Here is a 21,672-nt window from a genome sequence, read left to right on the forward strand (position 1 = left end):
TCACATCCCTAAAGTTTTTAAAAACACCAATTGTTAATGAATACGATTAAAAACCTCTCAATCCTCCTTTTTGTTGCTTTGTTATTTAATGCCTGTGCCTCCTATCAGGCACAATATCTCGATAGGGCAGACCAACAAAACGTGTTTCCCGATAAAGAAGTGGACAAAGTATTCTATTTGGTAGGGGATGCTGGTTTATCTCCCATGAATGGTTTGTCTCAAGGCTTGACCGCTTTTAAAAAGTACATTGCAGACAAGGACACTAAAGGTGATTACACCTTGTTTTTGGGAGATAACATCTATCCCGCAGGACTTCCACAAATAGAACATAAATACAGAGGTTCAGCTGAAAATATGCTCAATGCGCAAGTCAAATCTGTAGAAAATTTTGAAGGTCAGACCATTTTTATACCTGGAAATCACGAATGGTATTCTGGAGGCGTTACGGGTGTGCGCTTGCAAGAGCAATATATTAAAGAGGCCCTTGATGAAAACAGTTTTTTTCCTGAAGATGGGTGCCCGCTTAAGAGTATAGATGTTAGTGAAACTATTCAATTACTTATTGTAGACACCCAATGGTATCTTGAAAATTGGGACCGGCATCCGACCATTAATGAAGGTTGTGTCATTAAAACCCGGGAGCGTTTGATGCTCGAATTGGAAGGCGAAATTAAAAAGGCCCAAGGTAAAACCATCGTTTTTGCCATGCACCATCCCATGTACACCAATAGTACCCATGGGGGGCAATTTGCCTTAGAAAAACATTTGTACCCAATGCAAAAACGAATTCCTATGCCCGGATTGGCTTCTTTGGTTACTCAAATTAGGTCGCAAGGGGGCGTGTCTATTCAAGACAGGTATAATGAGCTTTATAACAATTTAATGGATCGGTTGGAAAACTTAGCTACTGAAAATGGCAATATTGTTTTTGTATCTGGGCATGAACACACTGTACAATATATTGACAATGGAAATATCAAACAGATCGTTTCTGGCTCAGGTTCTAAAACTGGGCAAGTAAACCTTAAGACACACGGCGTATTTGCCTACGGGCTTCAAGGGTTTGCTGTGATGACTGTATTTAAGGATGGCAGCAGTTGGGTACAGGCTTTTGGTTCAGAAAATAATACCCCACATTTATTGTTTCAAAAGGAAATATATCCACCAACCAAACCTTACGATTACTCCATTTTACCGGACACATTTCCGAAAGAGGTTGAGGTTTCCATCTATTCAGATGAAGAAACCGATAAGTCGTCAGTCTATAAAATGCTGTTGGGAGACCGTTACCGCAGTGTGTATAGCAAGGCCATCAAAGTTCCGGTTGCCACCTTAGATACGCTGTATGGCGGATTGGAAGTGGTGAGAGCAGGAGGAGGGCATCAAACAAAATCGTTGCGACTTAAAACTAAAGACGGGAGAGAACTAAACATGCGGGCTTTGCGTAAAAGTCCTACCCAATATTTAGAGAAAGTACTCTTTAAAAATTCCTATGTCGCTGATGCCTACGAACAAACGGAAATTGAAAGTCTCATTTTAGATTTTTATACTGCTGCGCATCCCTATGCTTTTATGGCTATTCCTGATTTATCTGATGCGGCTAAAATTTACCATACCAATCCTAAAATTTACTACATCCCCAAGCATAAGTATTTGGAGGAGTTTAACGCGGGTTATGGAGGTCAATTATACATGATAGAAGAGCGTCCAGAAGAGAATTATACAGACGAACGCAATTTTGGATACGCTGATGATATTGAAAGTACTTATGATATTATTGAAAAAGTCCGCAAGGATGAAAAATATAAGATTGATGAAAACGCTTACATCAGGGCGCGCTTATTTGATATGCTGATTGGCGATTGGGACAGGCACCAAGATCAGTGGCGTTGGGCACAATTTAACCAAGAAAATGGCGATAAGTTGTATAAACCCATCCCTAGGGATCGTGATCAGGTGTTTTCTAATTTTGACGGGTCCTTGTTGGATTTTGTAAGAGTCATTTCAGGATCCTCCAGACAGTTACAAGTATATGATGAGAAGCTTAAGGATGTGAAGTGGATGAACAGCGCAGGGGTTAAACTAGATCGGGTTATTTTACAACAATGCACTAGGGAAGCTTGGATTGAGCAGGCCAAATTCTTAGAAGAACATATAACGGATGAGGTTATTGAAAGCGCTTTTAACAATGTGCCCCTTGAAGTTCAGGATAGCATTATTGAAGATATAAAGGTAAAATTGAAAGGCCGTCGCAGCAATATGCAAGACATTGCCAACCGCTATTATAATTATTTAAATGAATTGGTGGTACTGAGCGGAACAGATAAAGATGATTATTTTGAAATTACCCGTTTAGGTAAAAATCTCACCCAAGTTAAAGTATCCCGATTGAAAGATGGTGGCATTAGTGAACCGTTTATTGACCAAACTTTTGATAGTAACATTACCAAAGAACTCTGGATTTACGGCTTAAATGATGATGATCAATTTATAGTTGATGGCAAAGGAAGTAATTTGATTTTTACAAGAATAGTAGGCGGGCAGGGAAATGATATTTATGATATCAAAGAAGGCCGCCGTATTAAAGTATATGACCACAAATCAAAAGAAAATACAGTGTTGGCCAAAAATGGAGCAACCATAAAATTCACTGATGTATATAAATTAAACCTTTTTGATTTTGAAAAAAACAGGACCAAAGGCACGGCGCTCACTCCTGGTTTAAGTTATAACCCTGACGATGGTGTATTGTTAGGCGGTTCAGTAACTTATACGGTTAACGGATTTCAACGCAATCCATTTTCACAACAACATGCGTTCAATGTTAAATACGCGTTTGAAACGGGCGGATTTAGACTAGATTATCACGGGGAATTTGCTAATTTCTTTTATGACTGGAATTTAAGTGTTGGAAGTACCTATACCAACGCGTCTTACACCGATAACTTTTTTGGTTTTGGAAATGAAACTCCTTATGATGCCAACGCATTTGATTATAATCGGGTTAAGAAAAGTATTTACAGCGGACACGTTGAAATCTTAAAACATTCAGCGTTTGGTAGTAATTATGGTTTGAGAACCATTTTTGAAGGCATTCAGTTGGATGCGTCGCCGGACCGCTTTATCACCACTTATCGTGCTAAAAGTGAGGACCAATTTTATGAGCGTCATTATTATGGGGCCTTAGAAGCTGAATATGATTATTTAAGTGCAGACAATAAATTGAACCCAACCAAAGGGATGACCTTTCACTTGGATTTGGGTGCGAGAACCAACCTGCAAGATGCTGGAGAAGTGTATGGATATATCAATTCTGATGTCGGATTTTACAATGCACTAACCAAAGACAAAACCTTGGTGCTTAAAACCGATGTGCGCTCACAATTCCGTTTCGGGAATAATTATAAATTCTATCAGGCGGCAAATATTGGAGGTGATAATGGCTTGAGAGGCTACCGATCAGAGCGGTTTACCGGTAGAAATTCCTTAGTGGGTAGTGCCGATTTACGCTATAGTTTCCCATCTATCAAAACCCGATTATTGCCATTACAAGTCACTATTTTTGGTGGGGGAGATGTAGGGCGCGTTTGGCATAAAGGTGACGGTTCTGAAAAATGGCATAATGATTATGGAGGTGGTTTGAGAATTACAGCTGCCAAATCGCTTTCCGGGATATTCAACCTTTTTACCGGTGAAGATGGCTCTCGATTTACATTTGGCCTAGGCTTTAATTTCTAATTGTATCTTTACAGAGACCTGGACCATGATATGAAGAAACGATTTTATCAAATTATTGAAAATATTATCAAGCTAGAGGGCAATATTGCTTTCTATCCGTCGCTCATAAGTTTATCTGGGTTGGCGTTTGCTTTCTTTATGTATTACTTAGAAAGTTTGGGCGTTTCAAAGTATTTAATTGAAAATGCACCACTTTTAGTCATCAATAATACGGAAACGGCCAGAAGTTTATTGACCACATTTATCGGAGGACTGATATCCATTATGGTATTCAGCTTCTCCTTGGTCATGATTTTGCTTAATCAAGCTTCTAGTAATTTTTCGCCACGCTTGCTTCCGGGGTTGATTTCTAACCGTAGACATCAAATCATCTTAGGAATTTATAACTCCACGTTATTATACTGCATTTTTACTTTGGTCTCTATTACGCCTACCGGCGACAAATACCAACTACCTGGATTTTCGGTGTTATTGGCCATCATTTTTATGACGGTATGTTTAGGAGCTTTTATCTATTTTATCCATTCCATATCTCAACAAATTCAAGTGGGAACTATTATGGATAAAATATTTGATTCCGCCTACGAGCGGTTGAGCAGACTGATCGAAAATGAAAAATCCATAGAAACCCAGTTTCCAGACACCTCCAATTGGAATGAAGTCCTGTCAAATAAATCGGGATATTTTCAAGATGTCAGTTTAAATTCGCTCGTTACATTTGCCAAAGAACACGATCTTAAAATTGAGATTGCTCAAATTAAAGGAACCTATCTTTTAAAAGGTCTGCCGTTGTTCCGATACTCAGGTGCTAAATTGGAAGAAGATGATATTGACTATGCTTTAGGGGCTTTTAACTTTTCGAAGAACGAATTGGTCGAAGAAAATTATGTATTGGCATTTAAGCAAATCACTGAAATTGCCTTAAAGGCCATGTCGCCAGGAATCAATGATCCAGGTACGGCCATTAATGCCATTGACTATATGACGGAATTATTTGTATTGCGCATGAAAAAACGCGATACGAGTTTTCTGTTTGAGGAAGACCAACCTCTTATCAGTATCAAAACGGTCAGTTTTGAGCAGTTGATGTATAATGTGATGGCTGCGATGCGCACCTATTGCAAACATGACATTATTGTAGTGCAGCGCTTGTTTATGATGCTCGAATATTTATTGGGACATGCAGAAGCTTTTGATCAGCAGTACAGAAAAACAATCGTCAAGGAGATTGGTACCTTATATCAAGATGCGATCGCTTATCAGACCAATGAATCGGACCTAGCGGTAATTAAACGGCAGATGCAGCGCTTAAAAACGCTTAACGAATCTGATTTTATCATCGAATCCGAACTTGACATTTAGAAGTTAAACAAAATTAAATACCTTTGAAAAGCTTAAAACTACTTAAGAAATGACTGATGTTACCGATTTAATTAAGCTTATCGCTTTAAAAGAGATCAACCCAACCCAATTTGTTGGTTATAGTAAAACGGTAGGAAGCCCTAATGTTTTTGGAGGACAAGTATTGGCGCAAGCCCTTAATGCTGCTTCAAGGACCATTACCAACAAGCGTGTTTTACACTCCATGCATTCTTATTTTTTGGAAGCAGGAGACTTGGAGCAGCCCATTCTCTATACGGTTAATATCACCAGAGATGGCGGGAGTTTTTCTGTGCGACGGATTACGGCCGAGCAGAACGGCGTGACCATCTTTATTCTATCTGCATCGTTTCAGAATCAAGAGGAAGGTCACAACCATCAAATTAGTATGGATGCCCATGTAAAACAACCTGAAGAATTGATGAGCTGGACGGAGATCTTAGAGCAGTTTGGAGACATGATTCCTAAAAAGATGAAAGGCTTTTTAGAAGTAGAACGTCCGGTAGAGTTTAAGCCAGTTCAAATTGTAAATCCTTTAAATACGGAAGATTTGCCCGCAACTACCAACGTGTGGTTTAAACTGAATGGCGATGCCTCAACAGTGGATCTTGCCATGAAACAACAAATTCTGACCTACGTTTCCGATTATAATATTTTGGGGACGGCCATGAACCGTCATGCCAGTAAAGCACACTGGGGGAATACCCAAACGGCAAGTTTGGACCATTCCATGTGGTATTTTAGAGATTTTGATTTTGACGATTGGATGTTGTATGCTATGGAAACACCAAATTCATCCAGCGCCCGTGGATTAGCAACCGGAAATATTTTCACCAGAGACGGCGTGCTGATTGCGTCAGTGGCTCAAGAAGGTTTGATGCGTCCCAAAAGTTAAAAATTGATTCAGCTTCCTTTAATATTATTGAGTTACATTATTGGTATCCGATAAAGAATCAAGATCGCTGCGCATTTAGTCCCGATGGCTATCGGGCCAAGAATAAAGACTTGTTTGCAACCAACTGACAAACAAGGATTATTTAAATTCAAATCATTCAATCACTTTTGGTAGAAAAAGATATTAAAAAGTTAGGTGTCATTTCGAAATCTCCTAATGTCTTTTGATCTAAAGGAGTTTGTTAAATACTATATATTTTTACCGAACACTAATGAATTTAAATCTATAATAAATTTGATAGAATGCTTAAGATAGGACATAGAGGTGCTAAAGGACATGTTGCAGAAAACACTTTGGAATCTATCCAAAAAGCTTTAGATTTAGGTGTCGACGGCATTGAGATTGATGTGCATTTGTGCCAAACTGGCGAGCTGGTTGTCTTTCATGATCACACTTTAGAGCGCCTTACCGATGGGTTTGGAGAGATTGTCATGAAAACTTTGGCAGAACTAAAGGATTTAAAGGTTAATGAGCAATTCCAAATTCCGACCTTACTTGAAGTATTAGATCTTATTGATAAAAAATGTTTGTTAAACATAGAATTGAAAGGGGACTATACGGCATTTGAAGTGTGTAAAAGCATTCAACTGTATACCGAAACCAAAGGGTGGAGCTTCGATCATTTTTTAGTTTCCAGCTTTAATCATGAGCAATTAACCGCAGTGTTTAATAGCAACAAAAACATTTCCTTAGCCGTGCTAACGGACAATCATCTTGATGAGGCTTTAAATTTTGCTAAAACTATTGCGGCCAAAGCCATTCACCCGCAGTACCATCTTTTAACCAAAGCATCTGTAAAAAACATCCATAATCATGGTTATAACGTCAACACTTGGACGGTCAATAATTATGATGATATCGCTCAATTGAAAGCCATCGGAGTAGATGGTATTATTTCTGATTTCCCTGATTACTTATGAATTATAAAGACGTCCTTATTGTAGGTGGAGGTGCTGCCGGATTTTTTGCCGCCATCAACATTGCTGAACAACATCCAAACCGTAAAGTATCACTGCTAGAGCGTGGCAAGGAAGGTCTGCAGAAAGTGCGAATTTCTGGTGGCGGTCGTTGTAATGTTACCCATGCCGAATTTATACCTTCTGAACTGGTTCTTAATTACCCAAGAGGTGAAAAGGAACTCTTAGGGCCATTCCATCAGTTTATGACGGGAGATACTATCGAATGGTTTGAAAAGCGTGGTGTAGCACTTAAAATTGAAGAAGACGGACGGATGTTTCCAGTTTCTGATTCGTCCCAAACCATTATCGACTGTTTTTTAAATGAAGCCAAAAAACATAAGGTTGAGGTGCTTTATAATGAAAGCGTCAAACTGATAGAACCATCCCAAAAGGACGCAGCAGATGCCATTTCTCAGTTTAAAGTAGAAACGCAATCCAATACCTACCATTGCAATACACTGGTCATTGCTACGGGGAGTAATTCAAAAATTTGGAAGATTTTGGAATCGTTAGGACATACCATATCACCAGCGGTGCCTTCATTATTTACCTTTAATATTACGGACAAGCGCATTGCAGATATTCCCGGTGTGGTGGCGCGAAATGTAGAAATTACGGTGGAAGGCACTGATCTTTTTTCGGAAGGGCCGTTGCTGATTACCCACGTGGGTATGAGTGCCCCGGCAATTTTAAAACTTTCAGCCTATGGCGCCCTCGAATTGGCGGCTCTTAATTACAAATTTGACATTGCCATCAATTTCATCAAACAGTCGTTTGACGCATGTATTGAAGACTTGAAAGCATTTAAATTGGATGTTGGCAAGAAGACGGTTTACAAATCGCCTCAATTTGAATTGCCAAAACGACTGTGGTACAACCTCGTGCTCGCGTCTGATATTGATCAAGATACGCGTTGGGCAGATTTAAACAAATACCAATTGGAAAGTCTTGCGGCACAATTGACCCAAGCTATTTTTAAGGTAGATGGCAAAAGCACATTTAAGGAAGAATTTGTTACCGCTGGTGGCGTCACCCTTAAGGAGGTCAACTTTAAAACTTTTGAGAGCAAAGTGCATGAAAACCTCTTTTTCGCTGGTGAAGTTTTAAATATTGATGCGGTTACTGGGGGGTTCAATTTTCAAAATGCCTGGACTGGCGCCTATATTGTTTCAAGAGCACTATAAAACGTATCAATCTTGATAAGCAACCTGGCTATATTTTAAAATAGTGGCTTTAAATTCTTCAAAATCATATGGTTTTGTGATCACATGATTCATTCCGGAGGCCATGGCCTTTTTATAAATTTCACCAGAATTTAAGGCCGTTAGCGCCAAAATTGGGATTTTGGGATTGAACAATCTAATATGTTTTGTAGTTTCATACCCATCCATATCCGGCATGTTGATATCCATTAAAACAAGATCGTAATCTTTTTCTTTTACTAAGCAAATAGCTTCTCTACCGTGTGATGCCGTATCAGAAATAAACCCAGGAATTTTCTGAACATTTTTCTGAGTGACCAATAAGTTTATCGAATTGTCATCTACAACTAGTATTTTAGTCAGAATAGCATTCGGTTGATCCTTGATGATTGGATTTTCATTATCAATAATTTGTGCAATCTCAAAGTTAATATCAAAATAAAACGTACTGCCTACATTGGGTTTTGATAAAAATCTGATATCCGCATTGTAACTTCTAAGCAGGGTTTTCACGATATAGAGTCCTAAACCGGAACCTGAACTGTTTTTTTCTAAAAAAGTCTTATTTTCAAAGGCATTAAAAATAATATCCCTGTGTTTATGTTGAATACCTATCCCTGAATCTTTAATTTCAAATAGTATGTTAACGTGAGTATGGGTGCGCTGCTGTTCAGTAAGTTTAATAGATACAGACCCTTTTGTGGTGTATCTAATGGCGTTATAAGAGAGATTGATTAGTATTTGACTTAATACGACCTTATCAATGAGTAACTGCTCTCCCCAATTGTTTTTTTCGACATTGGTGTAAAGATTTAATCCTTTTTCATTTGCTGAAACTTTTATTGAACTAGAAACTCTATTGACCAGCTGTAAAATATCGGTGGGTTTGAGATGCAGTGTTTTGTTTTCAAATTTCAATTTAGAGATTTGCAACACATTGTCTATAAGAACTGAAATGTAATTACTAGAAGAAATAAGAGCATTTAAATATCCTTTTCTTTTATCAGGAGATTGCTCCTGCTCAATTAGTGTTGCAAGTCCGTTAATACCATATATCGGAGTTCTGAGCTCATGACTTAAGATTGAAAAAAATTCCAGACGTTCTTTGTCGATGATTTTTAGCTTCTTGTTGGATTCCTTTAACTTTAAATTTATTTTCTGAAGACGTTTTTTGATTTTGTAATAACGAAAAAAGATAATTACTATGGCCCCAAGCAATATAAATAAAACTATCGTAGCCATAAAAAACACTTTTGACAAAGCTTTGTCTTGCTTTTTGGTAGAATTGGCTAGCTGAAGCTGATTTTCTGTGCTTATGATCTTATAGATAAGATCGCCATTTTTAGATAGTTTATTTTGAAATTCCTTAATCGTAACATATTTTAAGGAATCTGATTTTAAAAGGTAATAATTAGCGGAATCTGCGTGTTTGGTGCGTTCGTTAAAATATCTAAACTTATAATAATTTAAAGTGGCAAGTTGGTTTAAAGGAACTGTATTATGTTTCTGTTTAAAATAGATTTGATTAGGATCAATGGTTAATAGGAGTTTATACCCTTCCTCAAATTGCTTCATATTAATTAGGGATAAGGCCTTATAATACGAAAAAGTCATCCTGATTCGTTCTTTTTCAACCCTTTCCGTTTCCAGTAAAAATTCATGAGTGTCTAACCGGCGAAGCGCTTCATTTGAAAATTTTATGGCAACATCATAGTTTCCTACCGCATAATTTCTGATTAGCTTTGAGCCTAGATTATAGAAAATATTAATGCTATTAAGATCATAAGAGTGTTTTAAGGCAATAGGCCCGAGACTGTCATATTTTTTATAGTTTCTGGCGTTTACATAGGTTCTAGACAAATCAGTCAAGATGTGGTCTATCTCTACTTTATCATTGAGGGAGTCAAAAAGTTGAAAAGCTCTCACATAATAGGTTTCTGCAGTTTCAAAACTTTCTATGGTCGAAAAAATATTACCTAGCTCTTGGTTTGTGTTGGCTAATAATACGGGTAGATTTTTCGTTTTAGCGTTGGTCAGATCATCATTTAACAGAAGAGTTGCTTCGTATATACTATCAGCAGCAATAAGTTGGGCTAATCTCTCATTGCTGTAAGTGTCCTTCGAAATGACTTGCGAAAAACTACAATAGGGCATACAGATGATAATCAATATAGAAATTGATTTTAATAAATTCATGATTTGGGGGTATGGATTTATATAAAATATAAGCTAATAAAAATCTTGGCAAAAGTATAAATATTATCCTTATAAGTCTGTTTAATAGAGGTCAATCAGAGGTGATTTTATTTTTTTGTTAGGAAATAAAGAGACATATTCGGTTAAGTTGTTGGACGCTAATAGGGTAGATGAATTTCAGGGACATAATGCGGTGATTTCTACAGATGTCGGATTTCATTTTGAGCGTAAATTAAACCTACAATTGTAAAACGTTTATCTTTGCCCGCTGATACGACTATCATGACTGAAATATATTTTATTCCAAAAAATTATAAAGCCACAATTAGTGAAGGGCGAGTCAGCTGGGAATCCCCTAGCAACATTGCGCTCGTAAAATATTGGGGCAAGAAAAAGGATCAAATTCCGGAAAATCCATCCTTGAGTTTTACACTCAACAATTGTAAAACCATTACTACGTTGAGTTTTAGTAAAAAAGAAACGAACGATGCAGGTTTTAATTTTGAAGTGTATTTAGATGGGGAAGTTAAGGCCGATTTTAAACCAAAAATTCAAACATTTTTTGAACGTGTAGAAGCTTATTTACCATTTTTAAGAGCCTATACCTTTAAAATAGAAACCGAAAACACTTTTCCTCACAGTTCAGGTATTGCTTCTTCTGCAAGTGGGATGAGTGCTTTGGCGCTGTGTTTAATGAGTGTTGAAAAGCAATTGCTGTCAGCTCAAAACCTAAAAGTTGACGAGAACAACGCTTTAAACGCGGCTTATTTTAATCAGAAAGCGTCCTTTTTAGCGCGTTTAGGCTCTGGAAGTGCCTGCAGAAGCATTGAAGGCGACGTGATTGTCTGGGGTGCAACAGATAGCATTGAAGGCAGTACAGATTTGTTCGGTATTAAATACCCGTATCCTGTGCACGATGATTTTAAGCAGTATCAAGATACAATTTTGCTCGTAGACAAAGGCGAAAAACAGGTGAGTAGCACCATAGGTCATAATTTAATGCACAACCATCCGTATGCGAAAAATCGTTTTCAGCAGGCGCATGACAATATGGGTCAACTGAAAACTATTCTAGCCACTGGCGATTTAGATGGATTTATTGCCTTGGTAGAATCTGAAGCTTTAACCTTGCACGCGATGATGATGACCAGTATGCCATATTTTATTTTGATGAAACCCAACACCTTGGAGATTATCAATAGCATTTGGAATTTTAGACAAAAAACAGGTTTACATATCAGTTTTACGCTTGATGCAGGTGCAAATGTGCACGTGCTTTATCCTGAAAAGGAACGCCAAGAAATATTGCAATTTATTAAGAGTGAGTTAGTTGCATATTGTCAAAACGGGCATTATATTTGCGACCAAATTGGTTTTGGCGCCACCCAAAACCAATAATAATGCTTATATTTGCTTATAATTTACTGCAGCCCTAAACTGTAAACTGAAATTTTCAATATGAAAGGACCTCTATTTTACTCTAAAATTCTACTTTTTGGCGAATACGGTATCATCAAAGATTCCAAAGGTCTATCCATTCCATATAATTTCTATAACGGGGCGTTAAAAACGGATGGTCTTGAATCTGAAATTTCCCGAAAATCTAACGAGAATCTTAAGAAGTATGTAGCGTACTTAAAAACGATTAGTCCTGAGCTAGTAACTTTTGACGTTGATACTTTAGAAAAAGACGTTGAGGCAGGCATGTACTTTGATTCTTCCATTCCTCAGGGCTATGGCGTGGGGAGCAGTGGGGCATTAGTGGCGGCCATTTATGACCAATACGCGTTCGATAGAATTACGGTTCTTGAGAATTTAACCCGAGAAAAATTAATGACTTTAAAGTCGATTTTTTCTGAAATGGAATCGTTTTTCCACGGAAAATCTTCCGGATTAGATCCTTTAAACAGTTATTTGAGCATTCCTATTTTAATCAACTCACAAGATCATATTGAGGCAGCTGGTATACCTTCACAAAAGAGTGATGGTAAAGGTGCCGTGTTCTTACTAGACAGTGGCATTATAGGCGAAACAGCGCCGATGGTTAGCATTTTCATGGAAAAAATGAAACAGGAAGGCTTCCGTAACATGCTTAAAAACCAATTTATAAAACATACGGATGCTTGTGTGGATGACTTTTTGAAAGGAGATTTCAAATCATTATTCGGTAACACTAAAAAACTATCAAAAGTGGCATTGAACCACTTCAAACCTATGATTCCTCAGCAATTCCATGCACTGTGGAAAAACGGTCTGGACACCAATGATTACTATCTTAAATTATGTGGTTCCGGCGGCGGCGGGTATATCTTAGGATTTACTGAAGATATTGAAAAGGCGAAACAGTCCCTTAAAGATTACAAACTAGAGGTAGTTTATAATTTTTAAAATTCTGTTGATGGGCTCCCGAGCAACCTTTAGCGGTTTTTCTGTCTTAATGCTTTAAACTTTCCTGTCTTTTATGTTATCCAGAAAACAAAAACATGTCTTACTTAAGTTTTTCAGCATGTTTTCTGTTATTAGAGGCTACAACATTTTGGTGGTGGTCATTGCCCAATATTTGACTTCAATTTATATACTAGCGCATGATTTACCGTTGCGTGAGGTGGTATTCGATTTGAATTTGTTCATGTTGGTCCTCGCTTCAGCATCCACAATTGCCGCTGGATACATCATCAATAACTTTTATGATTCTGAAAAAGATTTAATCAACCGGCCTAACAAATCGATGTTGGACCGATTGGTCAGTCAGAACACCAAATTATCTTTTTATTTTGTTTTGAATTTCTTGGCGGTCGTCATGGCCAGTTACGTGTCGTTCAATACCGTGGTGTTCTTTTCCCTCTATATTTTCGGAATTTGGTTCTACTCGCACAAGCTGAAACGACTGCCTTTTATAGGAAATCTTACGTCGGCAATTTTGACTATAACGCCTTTTTTTGCTATTTTTATTTATTACAAGAATTTTGAGACGGTCATCTTTTTTCATGCGATGTTTCTGTTTTTAATCATTGCCATGCGGGAGTTGACCAAGGATTTAGAAAATATTAAAGGCGATTTGGCCTTGGGCTATCATACGATTCCAGTGAGTTACGGAGAGCCCGTTTCAAAAGTAATGTTGACAGTATTGGCGGTGGTCACGCTATTGCCAACCTTGCTGCTCATTGCTTATTTTGATATCGGTCAGATGAATTATTTCTTTTATTTGAGCACGCTTTTATTAGTGGTATTTGTAATGATGTTATGGAAATCAAAAACGAAAACGCATTATCTTATTTTGCACAACATTCTAAAATTTATCATTGTTGCAGGGGTGTTTTGCATCGTTTTAATCAATGTAGACGTTGTCTTGAATAGGATTTGACGAAAATCGCCATTTCAAGCTCTAAAATAGTGATATAATAAAGTATCTTTGCCTAAAATTTTAAGTCATGAGTAGACATCAAGGGAGTAGTGGAAAAGGAAAATCTTCAGGAAGAGGTCAGAGCAAAAGTGGTTCAACCGCTGCAGGAAGAGGAAGTGAAAGTCCTAAAAGCAAAAGTTATGCTAGAGGGAATGCTCCAGTGAAAAAGGATTCAAAAGATGTTGCAAAACCTTCTTTTGATAAAAAACCAGCGGCTAAAAAATCAAATCTAGATGAAATCCGATTGAATAAATACATTGCCAATTCTGGCATTTGTTCACGTCGTGATGCAGATATGCATATTTCTACCGGAAACGTTACCGTTAACGGGAAGATCGTTTCGGAAATGGGGTATAAAGTGAAATTAGAGGATGATGTGCGTTTTGATGGCGCCCGAATTAATCCAGAAAAGAAGGCTTACGTGTTGTTGAACAAGCCTAAAGGTTTCGCGACGACCACTAGTGAAGGCAAGGGTAGAACGGTTATGGATTTGGTAGCAAATGCTACCACGTCACGTATAAAGCCAATTGGCCGATTGGGAAGAAACTCATTAGGTTTAATTTTATTTACCAACGATGATGTGTTGATGCAGAAATTCACCAACTCGAAAAAAGGTGTGCCTCGTGTGTTTCAAATTGAATTGGACAAGAATTTAAAGTTTGAAGATTTAAAGAAAATCCAAGACGGATTAAATATTGAAGGTAAATTTGTCAGTGTTGAAGAGATCAGTTTTGTAGACGGTCAGTCCAAGAATTTTATTGGTTTGAAAATTAAAAACACGGGAAGTACTATTATTCGGTCAATTTTTGATCATTTAAACTATGAGATTGTTAAATTGGACTGTGTGGCAATTGCAGGATTAACGAAGAAAGATATTCCTAGAGGCCATTGGAAACACCTTACGGAACAAGAAATAAACACCTTAAAGATGCTTCCGTAATTAACGAAGATCTTATAAGAGCTTTAGATAAATTTGGGGAAATCAAAATAGAACGATAAAAGGCTTAAATACAATATTTTAAGCCATTTTTTTATGCAATAAACTGTGGCGGTTTTGGAACTTCAGTAATGAGGTCATATTTTTATCTTTTGCATCTTGTTTTTCTGATTTTTTATAGTTCTTTTGCACTTCATTTACTGAATCCTTGAATCGTGTTTTTACGTTTGGGCTTTTGGGATTTAAGAAGTCAATTTCAAAAGCAACTTATAAGATAAGTCACCAGATTTTAAAGCTTACTTCTAATTATAAACTAGCACACAGAAAGCACCTCGTTTTTGTGAGCATGCCTTCGCATGAACAGATTCAGGTTTGAATATCATTATTTATCAGGAATTTATTACTCTAATTGATTTTTTTTTCAGAATTTTAAAACTTAATAATTTATAATGAATACAAAATATATTGATCTCATCAATCAAACATTTTATTTCCCACAAGATGAATTCAAACTGGAGGATAAAACCCTTCAATTCCATGATATTGATTTAATGAAGTTGGTAGAAGATTATGGGACACCTTTAAAGTTTACCTATTTACCTCAAATATCAAATAATATAGGACGTGCCAAAACCTGGTTTAACAAAGCCATTAAAAAGCACAAATACAAGGGAAAATACCACTATTGCTATTGTACCAAAAGTTCTCATTTTAAGCATGTTTTAAATGAAGCTTTAAAAAATGACATCCATATTGAAACCTCTTCAGCATTTGATATCGATATTGTTGAAAAACTTAAGGAAGAAGGCAAGATTACGGATAAAACTTATGTGATCAGCAACGGCTTCAAAAGGGCACAATACGTGACCAATATTGCGCGATTGATCAACAGCGGCCATAAAAACTGTATTCCAATCATTGACAATTACGAAGAAATTGATTTGCTGTCTCAGGAGATTAAAGGCAAATTCAACATCGGGATTCGGATTGCATCAGAAGAGGAGCCAAAATTTGAGTTTTATACTTCTCGTTTAGGGATTGGTTATAAAAACATTTTGCCTTTCTACAGAAATCAAATCAAGGAAAATAAAAAGGTAAAGTTGAAAATGCTACACTTTTTTATCAACACCGGAATTCGCGATAATGCCTATTACTGGAACGAACTTTCTAAATGTTTAAAAGTATACACCAGTTTAAAACGCATCTGTCCATCATTGGATAGTTTGAATATTGGTGGCGGCTTTCCAATAAAAAATTCGTTGGCATTCGATTTTGACTATGAGTATATGGTGGATGAAATCGTTAACCAAATTCAATTGTTCTGTGAGCAAGAAGAAGTAGACGTGCCAAACATCTTTACAGAATTTGGAAGTTTTACAGTTGGCGAGAGCGGCGGTGCTATTTACGAAGTATTGTACCAAAAACAGCAAAATGACAAGGAGAAATGGAACATGATCAATTCGTCGTTCATTACTACCCTTCCTGATACTTGGGCTATTAACAAACGTTTTGTAATGTTGCCAATTAACCGTTGGAACGACAGTTACGAGCGTGTGTTGCTAGGTGGTTTAACTTGTGATAGTGATGATTATTACAATAGTGAGCAGCATATGAATGCGATATACCTACCTAAGTATAATAAGGATAAACCTTTGTATCTTGGCTTTTTTAATACGGGAGCGTATCAAGAAACAATTGGTGGATTTGGCGGCTTGCAACACTGTTTGATTCCATCACCAAAACACCTTCTGATCGATAAAGATGAAGACGGTAATTTTACTACTAAAATTTTTAGTGAACAACAAAAGAGTGAAGACTTATTAAAAATTTTAGGTTACAACGACACGGATGAGAGCACAGCTACTCAATAAAATCAATATATTTAAACACCAATTGCATTTACTTTAAAATAATAATTATTACACAATGAACAGTAATATAACGTATGCGGGAATACCTGAGGAATATTCCAAATTAGACAATGCCAAAATCGTATTGATTCCTGTGCCTTATGATGGTACAAGTACTTGGCAAAAAGGTGCTGACCAAGGTCCGAAAGCTTTTCTTGATGCTTCTGAAAACATGGAGCTTTATGATATTGAGACAGAGACTGAGGTTTACAAACAAGGTATTTATCTTGCAGATGCCGTTACGGAGAATTCATCACCAGAAAAAATGGTTGATGCCGTACACCAAACTGTCAAGAAATACATTACTCGCAATAAATTTGTAACCGCTTTTGGTGGCGAGCATTCCATCTCTATCGGAACCATTCGTGCTTTTAACGAGTGTTTTGATAACTTGACCGTGCTTCAAATTGATGCACACGCTGATTTGCGTAAAGAGTATCAAGGTTCAAAATGTAATCATGCTTGTGCCGTGTACGAAGCTAGTCAAACTACCAATCTGATTCAAGTAGGCATCAGAAGTATGGATGTTATTGAAACTACAGTAATGGATAAAGACAAAACGTATTTTGCCCATGATATGGTCAACGATGAGTTTTGGATGGACAGCGCGGTAGACCAAATGACGGAAAACGTTTTTATTACTATTGATTTGGATGCTTTTGATCCGTCAATTATGCCATCAACAGGAACGCCGGAACCAGGTGGACTGCTTTGGTATGAAACCTTAGACTTTTTAAGAAAAGTTTTTGCAGAGAAAAACGTGGTAGGATTTGATATTGTTGAGCTTTGCCCAGATCCAGAAGAAAAATCGTCAGATTTTCTTGCCGCTAAATTATATTACAAAATGTTATGCTATAAATTCTTGGACGATAATGTAGAAGATGGGTACGAGAGTACTTTTAACGAATCAGCTTCAAGTACAAACAAAATTTCTAAATTTGATAATGATGAAGACAACTAATAAAGGACATATTTCTAATTTTATTGAGAAATATTATTTACATTTTAACGCTGCGGCGTTGGTAGATGCTGCTAAAGGCTACGAAGCTCAATTAGAGAAAGGCTCAAAGATGTTAGTGTCTTTGGCTGGTGCGATGAGTACGGCGGAAATAGGTAAAATTTTTGCTGAAATGATCCGTCAGGACAAAGTTCAGATTATTTCCTGTACAGGTGCCAACCTAGAGGAAGATATCATGAACTTGGTGGCACACTCACACTACAAACGTGTGCCTAATTACCGCGATTTGACGCCTCAAGAGGAGTGGGATCTGATGGAAAAAGGACTGAACCGTGTTACTGACACCTGTATTCCTGAAGAAGAAGCGTTTAGACGTTTACAGGAGCATATCTTTAAAATTTGGAAAGATGCTGAAGAGAAAGGTGAACGTTATTTACCGCATGAGTATATGTACAAAATGCTTTTGAGCGGAGTGCTTGAACAGTATTACGAGATTGACCTTAAAGATTCTTGGATGTATGCCGCGGCAGAGAAAAATTTACCTATAATTGTTCCAGGTTGGGAAGACAGTACAATGGGTAATATTTTTGCCAGCTACGTGCTTAAAGGAGAGTTGAAGGCAAGTACAATGAAATCTGGAATAGAGTACATGACCTTCTTGGCCGATTGGTATACCGAGAATTCTAAGGACGGCATTGGTTTCTTCCAAATTGGTGGTGGTATTGCGGGAGATTTCCCAATATGTGTCGTACCAATGTTATATCAAGATATGGAACGTACAGATACACCATTCTGGAGTTATTTCTGTCAAATCAGTGATTCTACAACAAGTTATGGCTCGTATTCAGGAGCTGTTCCTAATGAAAAGATTACTTGGGGAAAATTAGATGTAGACACCCCAAAATTTATTATTGAAAGTGATGCTACAATTGTTGCACCGCTTATATTTGCCTACCTATTAGACATGTAATTATGAGTAACAAAAGAGACAATCTAAAACGCGTAATCGTCGACTTTAAAAAATTGACACCTGAAATCCTCTCGTTATTGGTTGAAAAATATCCTGACGGTTATGATGATGACAATATCATTACCTTCAGGAATGCCAATAATGAAATTGTGGAAGCTGTTGAAGTGACGACCAAAGACACCAAGTATTTAGTGAAGGTCAGCACGAAACTTCAGGTGACTATGGAGAATTATGACGAAGATGACTATGAAGATTTTGAAGGCGATGATCCGGATGCAGTTGTAGACCCTGAGTTGGGCGAAGACGATCCTGAAGTTGAGTTAGACGAAGACATAGATTAGTCGATATTAATGGGGATGCTGCCAATGACATTGGCACTATCCCCAATACAATCACATAAAAAAAGTTGCCTATACATGGGCAACTTTTTTGGTTTGAGAGGTTAAATTGCCCTTCAAATAAAAATAAGTTACGCCTAATTTTGCATTCATAAATAATGTAACTTTAACAAGCCAGCCAGTATTGAACTTCCTAGAAAACTGTTTTAAAAGTGGCTAATAATTATAGTGCATAGCAAGGTTAATTAATGGAGGACTAAATACGCTTCTTATGGCAACACAATTTCATTTAGCTTTACCATGTATCAATATTCATAATACCAAGATGTTTTATAAGGACACGCTTGGTGCTGAAATTGGACGCTCAGACGTTAAATGGGCAGATGTCAATCTATTTTCACATCAGATTACCTTTACGGAGTGTGGGCCTTTTAAATTTGACTGTAAGAGTTATAATTTTAATGGTGCTATTTTACCGTCATTTCATTTTGGAGTCATTTTATCGACCGATGAATGGCGCAGGATGCTAGGAAGTATTACAGCCCAAAAGATCCCTATAACTTCCAACGTGAAGTTTTTGGAACATAAGGTGGGCGCGCACGATTCGTTTTTTGTCCAAGACCCCAATGCCTATACTGTAGAGTTTAAATGTTTTCACAAATCTTCAGAAGTTTTTAAATCGTAATATATTCATTAGCAGTTAACGCCCACGTGTAGACCTCATCAAATGGGGTTGCTAAAAGCATCGGACTTGTTGTGGTTAAAATCCGAAACTCAATTAAGCTTTTTACTAAACTAAAAATCACTATGAAAACAAAATTAATAATGTCACTATCAGTGTTTTGTCTTTTTTTAATGTCGGTTCAATCATTACAAACCATTTCTGCAACAGCTAATCAAGAATCTAAAGTCAATGCAGTATATGACGGAAATGAGGGCTATGGTTACAATTTCATCGCCCAACATAAAGATGATGCCACTGAATACACCATGACGTTTCAAAAAGTTAATGAAAACGTGATGAAAGAATTTGATTTGGATGGGGAAGTATATCTCAATCAGCAATTTGAGGTTACATATACCGTTAAAAAAGTGGTGACCAAAGATGAAAATGGATTTGATGAAGAAGATGAAGTCTTTACCATCACAGGCTTAAAAGCACTATAAGAAAACAAAACTTTTCAATTTAAAGGACTGCCATTGGGCGGTCTTTTTTTTAAATAGTTCCCAAAAGAATACAGCATACACTACCGTATACTCGAGTGCTATAATCCACAAATTTTCCGTGTTTCTGGAATTAGCATACGCTAGGTAACTCAAGATAATCACAAACGACCAAACCAACGGAAATTTGTAGTTGGTAAAAACGGATAGGATTATAAGGGTGGCCAAATACCATGGATGAATGGTCGTAGACATAAAAAAATAAATACTTACCACAAATAACATGGAAACCATTAGGTCTTGAAGTGGATTGTTCTTTCTTGAAAAGGTAAATAATAAGACCATTAGCAGCGTTAGGAATGGAATGAATTTACCAATTATAGCAATCTGATTATATCCTGTAATTGCAAAACCAATTTCTCTGGCAAGATAGTATAGACTGGCGTTAAACTCAAAAGTACTAAACCATAGACCTACGGTTTCAGCGTAGTTGTGTACAAATTCAGAAGAATAGAACGGAGCAAATAAGAGTAAAATTGTGATGCCGATAATACTGTAAAACCCTAATAAATGTGCAAAATTTAAATTTGGACTATCTACTTTAAAAGTCTCTAGGTCAGGTGCAGCATGCAACGCATTTTTTCTGACGAAAAATTTAAAAAATAAGGGTAAAATTAAAAGTGGGAGCAGTTTAACAGCTACCGATACTGCAAAAACTACTGCAGCAGTTTTCCAGTCGCCGCGCTGTAATAGATATAAACTCAGCACTAAAAAGAAAATCATGATGCCTTCAAAATGAAGATTTCCAGTAAGCTCAATAATGATAAATGGGTTCAACGCATACCAGAAGATGTGTTTGGTAGGCATGTTTAATCGTTTTAAGAGCTTCATTCCGATCACGAGTGTGCCAATATCTGCGAGAATGATAAAGACCCTGAAGACCACGGCAGCTCCTAAGATGTTCTCTCCTGAAATTAGTCCGGCAATCATAAAAATGAATTGTTTAACAGGAGGGTAATTGGTAAAATGACTAGCGTTGAGCGCCCCCATGCCATTATAGAGTTCTTGAGCCTGGGCCACCGGAAATCTACCAAGACTTATAAAAGATTCTGGTGTAAATAGATAGGGATTAAATCCTTCTAGAATCATTCGTCCGTCCCATATAAACCGATAAAAATCTTGTGACAGGTTTGGTGTTGCCCCTAAAAAAACCAATCGAAATACGACCGTAAGCACGATCAAAACCTTTAAGTTGGCGTTTGTGCTCTGTACTAATTTATAGAACAGAACAAATAGGCCTGTATATATTAGCATTAGTTTGGTGTAATCCGTTCTTACCAAATCGTACGCAAATAGTGCATAGAGCACCAAGCTTAACAGCGCCATGAGCACTGGCGTTCTGTATAATTTTAAAGATGTTGGATTAAACATGCTACAACTTTTGTACTTTGAAAAACGGTTACGCTTTGAGATGAATTTGCAAGATAAGTTGTTTTAAGCATGTAATAAACAACAGAAGTTGTCAAAGTTTATAAATCAAAAAGACCTGAAAGAAGCGCATT

Annotated in this window: 17 protein-coding genes; 15 read left to right on the forward strand and 2 right to left on the reverse strand. The window is 37.1% G+C overall.

The window, feature by feature from the left end:
• The first annotated feature begins 36 nt into the window (after positions 1-36).
• The 5 genes from ES711_RS04405 (at position 37) to ES711_RS04425 (ending at position 8,216) form a co-directional block, all read left to right on the forward strand.
• Positions 37-3,738, forward strand: coding sequence for a metallophosphoesterase (locus ES711_RS04405; protein ID WP_146890571.1), 3,702 nt, complete (start codon positions 37-39; stop codon positions 3,736-3,738).
• Positions 3,739-3,768: 30 nt separating this feature from the next.
• Positions 3,769-5,100, forward strand: a complete 1,332-nt coding sequence (locus ES711_RS04410) for a DUF2254 domain-containing protein (protein ID WP_146890574.1) — start codon at positions 3,769-3,771, stop codon at positions 5,098-5,100.
• A gap of 49 nt (positions 5,101-5,149) precedes the next feature.
• Positions 5,150-6,013 carry an acyl-CoA thioesterase gene (locus ES711_RS04415; protein WP_146890577.1) on the forward strand — a complete coding sequence of 288 codons (864 nt, stop codon included), beginning with the start codon at positions 5,150-5,152 and terminating at the stop codon, positions 6,011-6,013.
• Between the two features lie 302 nt (positions 6,014-6,315).
• A complete protein-coding gene (locus tag ES711_RS04420; protein WP_146890580.1) occupies positions 6,316-6,993 on the forward strand; it encodes a glycerophosphodiester phosphodiesterase in 678 nt (225 codons plus the stop codon).
• Positions 6,990-8,216, forward strand: a complete 1,227-nt coding sequence (locus ES711_RS04425; RefSeq protein ID WP_146890583.1) for a BaiN/RdsA family NAD(P)/FAD-dependent oxidoreductase — start codon at positions 6,990-6,992, stop codon at positions 8,214-8,216. Before ES711_RS04420 ends, ES711_RS04425 begins: the two co-directional genes overlap by 4 nt.
• A 6-nt stretch (positions 8,217-8,222) precedes the next feature.
• On the opposite strand, the gene ES711_RS04430 is transcribed toward ES711_RS04425, so the two are convergent.
• Positions 8,223-10,430 (reverse strand): hybrid sensor histidine kinase/response regulator, encoded by a 2,208-nt coding sequence (locus ES711_RS04430; RefSeq protein ID WP_146890586.1) that lies wholly within the window; start codon positions 10,428-10,430, stop codon positions 8,223-8,225.
• 282 nt (positions 10,431-10,712) lie between these two features.
• Between ES711_RS04430 and ES711_RS04435 the strand changes: the two genes are divergently transcribed.
• From ES711_RS04435 to ES711_RS04480, 10 genes are all read left to right on the forward strand, one after another.
• The gene (locus ES711_RS04435; RefSeq protein ID WP_146890588.1) at positions 10,713-11,828 is read left to right on the forward strand and encodes a diphosphomevalonate/mevalonate 3,5-bisphosphate decarboxylase family protein; all 1,116 of its coding nucleotides are present in this window, start codon (positions 10,713-10,715) and stop codon (positions 11,826-11,828) included.
• Positions 11,829-11,888: 60 nt separating this feature from the next.
• The gene (locus ES711_RS04440) at positions 11,889-12,818 is read left to right on the forward strand and encodes a mevalonate kinase family protein (protein WP_146890591.1); all 930 of its coding nucleotides are present in this window, start codon (positions 11,889-11,891) and stop codon (positions 12,816-12,818) included.
• Between the two features lie 73 nt (positions 12,819-12,891).
• Positions 12,892-13,794 carry a geranylgeranylglycerol-phosphate geranylgeranyltransferase gene (locus ES711_RS04445; RefSeq protein WP_146890593.1) on the forward strand — a complete coding sequence of 301 codons (903 nt, stop codon included), beginning with the start codon at positions 12,892-12,894 and terminating at the stop codon, positions 13,792-13,794.
• Positions 13,795-13,861: 67 nt separating this feature from the next.
• On the forward strand, positions 13,862-14,773 hold the full coding sequence (locus ES711_RS04450; RefSeq protein WP_146890596.1) for a pseudouridine synthase: 912 nt from the start codon (positions 13,862-13,864) through the stop codon (positions 14,771-14,773).
• Between the two features lie 446 nt (positions 14,774-15,219).
• Positions 15,220-16,641, forward strand: a complete 1,422-nt coding sequence (locus ES711_RS04455) for a type III PLP-dependent enzyme domain-containing protein (RefSeq protein ID WP_146890598.1) — start codon at positions 15,220-15,222, stop codon at positions 16,639-16,641.
• Between the two features lie 55 nt (positions 16,642-16,696).
• Positions 16,697-17,641, forward strand: coding sequence for an agmatinase (gene speB / locus ES711_RS04460; RefSeq protein WP_146890601.1), 945 nt, complete (start codon positions 16,697-16,699; stop codon positions 17,639-17,641).
• Positions 17,628-18,608 (forward strand): deoxyhypusine synthase family protein, encoded by a 981-nt coding sequence (locus tag ES711_RS04465; RefSeq protein ID WP_146891517.1) that lies wholly within the window; start codon positions 17,628-17,630, stop codon positions 18,606-18,608. Before speB ends, ES711_RS04465 begins: the two co-directional genes overlap by 14 nt.
• A 2-nt stretch (positions 18,609-18,610) precedes the next feature.
• Positions 18,611-18,949 (forward strand): hypothetical protein, encoded by a 339-nt coding sequence (locus ES711_RS04470; RefSeq protein ID WP_146890604.1) that lies wholly within the window; start codon positions 18,611-18,613, stop codon positions 18,947-18,949.
• A 268-nt stretch (positions 18,950-19,217) separates the two neighbouring features.
• Positions 19,218-19,631 (forward strand): VOC family protein, encoded by a 414-nt coding sequence (locus ES711_RS04475; RefSeq protein WP_146890607.1) that lies wholly within the window; start codon positions 19,218-19,220, stop codon positions 19,629-19,631.
• A gap of 122 nt (positions 19,632-19,753) precedes the next feature.
• Positions 19,754-20,113 (forward strand): hypothetical protein, encoded by a 360-nt coding sequence (locus ES711_RS04480; protein WP_146890610.1) that lies wholly within the window; start codon positions 19,754-19,756, stop codon positions 20,111-20,113.
• Here the strand turns inward: ES711_RS04480 and ES711_RS04485 are convergent.
• Positions 20,108-21,541, reverse strand: a complete 1,434-nt coding sequence (locus ES711_RS04485; protein WP_146890612.1) for a mannosyltransferase — start codon at positions 21,539-21,541, stop codon at positions 20,108-20,110. The two genes, ES711_RS04480 and ES711_RS04485, sit on opposite strands and share 6 nt — an antisense overlap.
• Positions 21,542-21,672 lie beyond the last annotated feature (131 nt).

This window comes from Gelidibacter salicanalis (assembly GCF_007997285.1).
Lineage (GTDB): Bacteria > Bacteroidota > Bacteroidia > Flavobacteriales > Flavobacteriaceae > Gelidibacter > Gelidibacter salicanalis.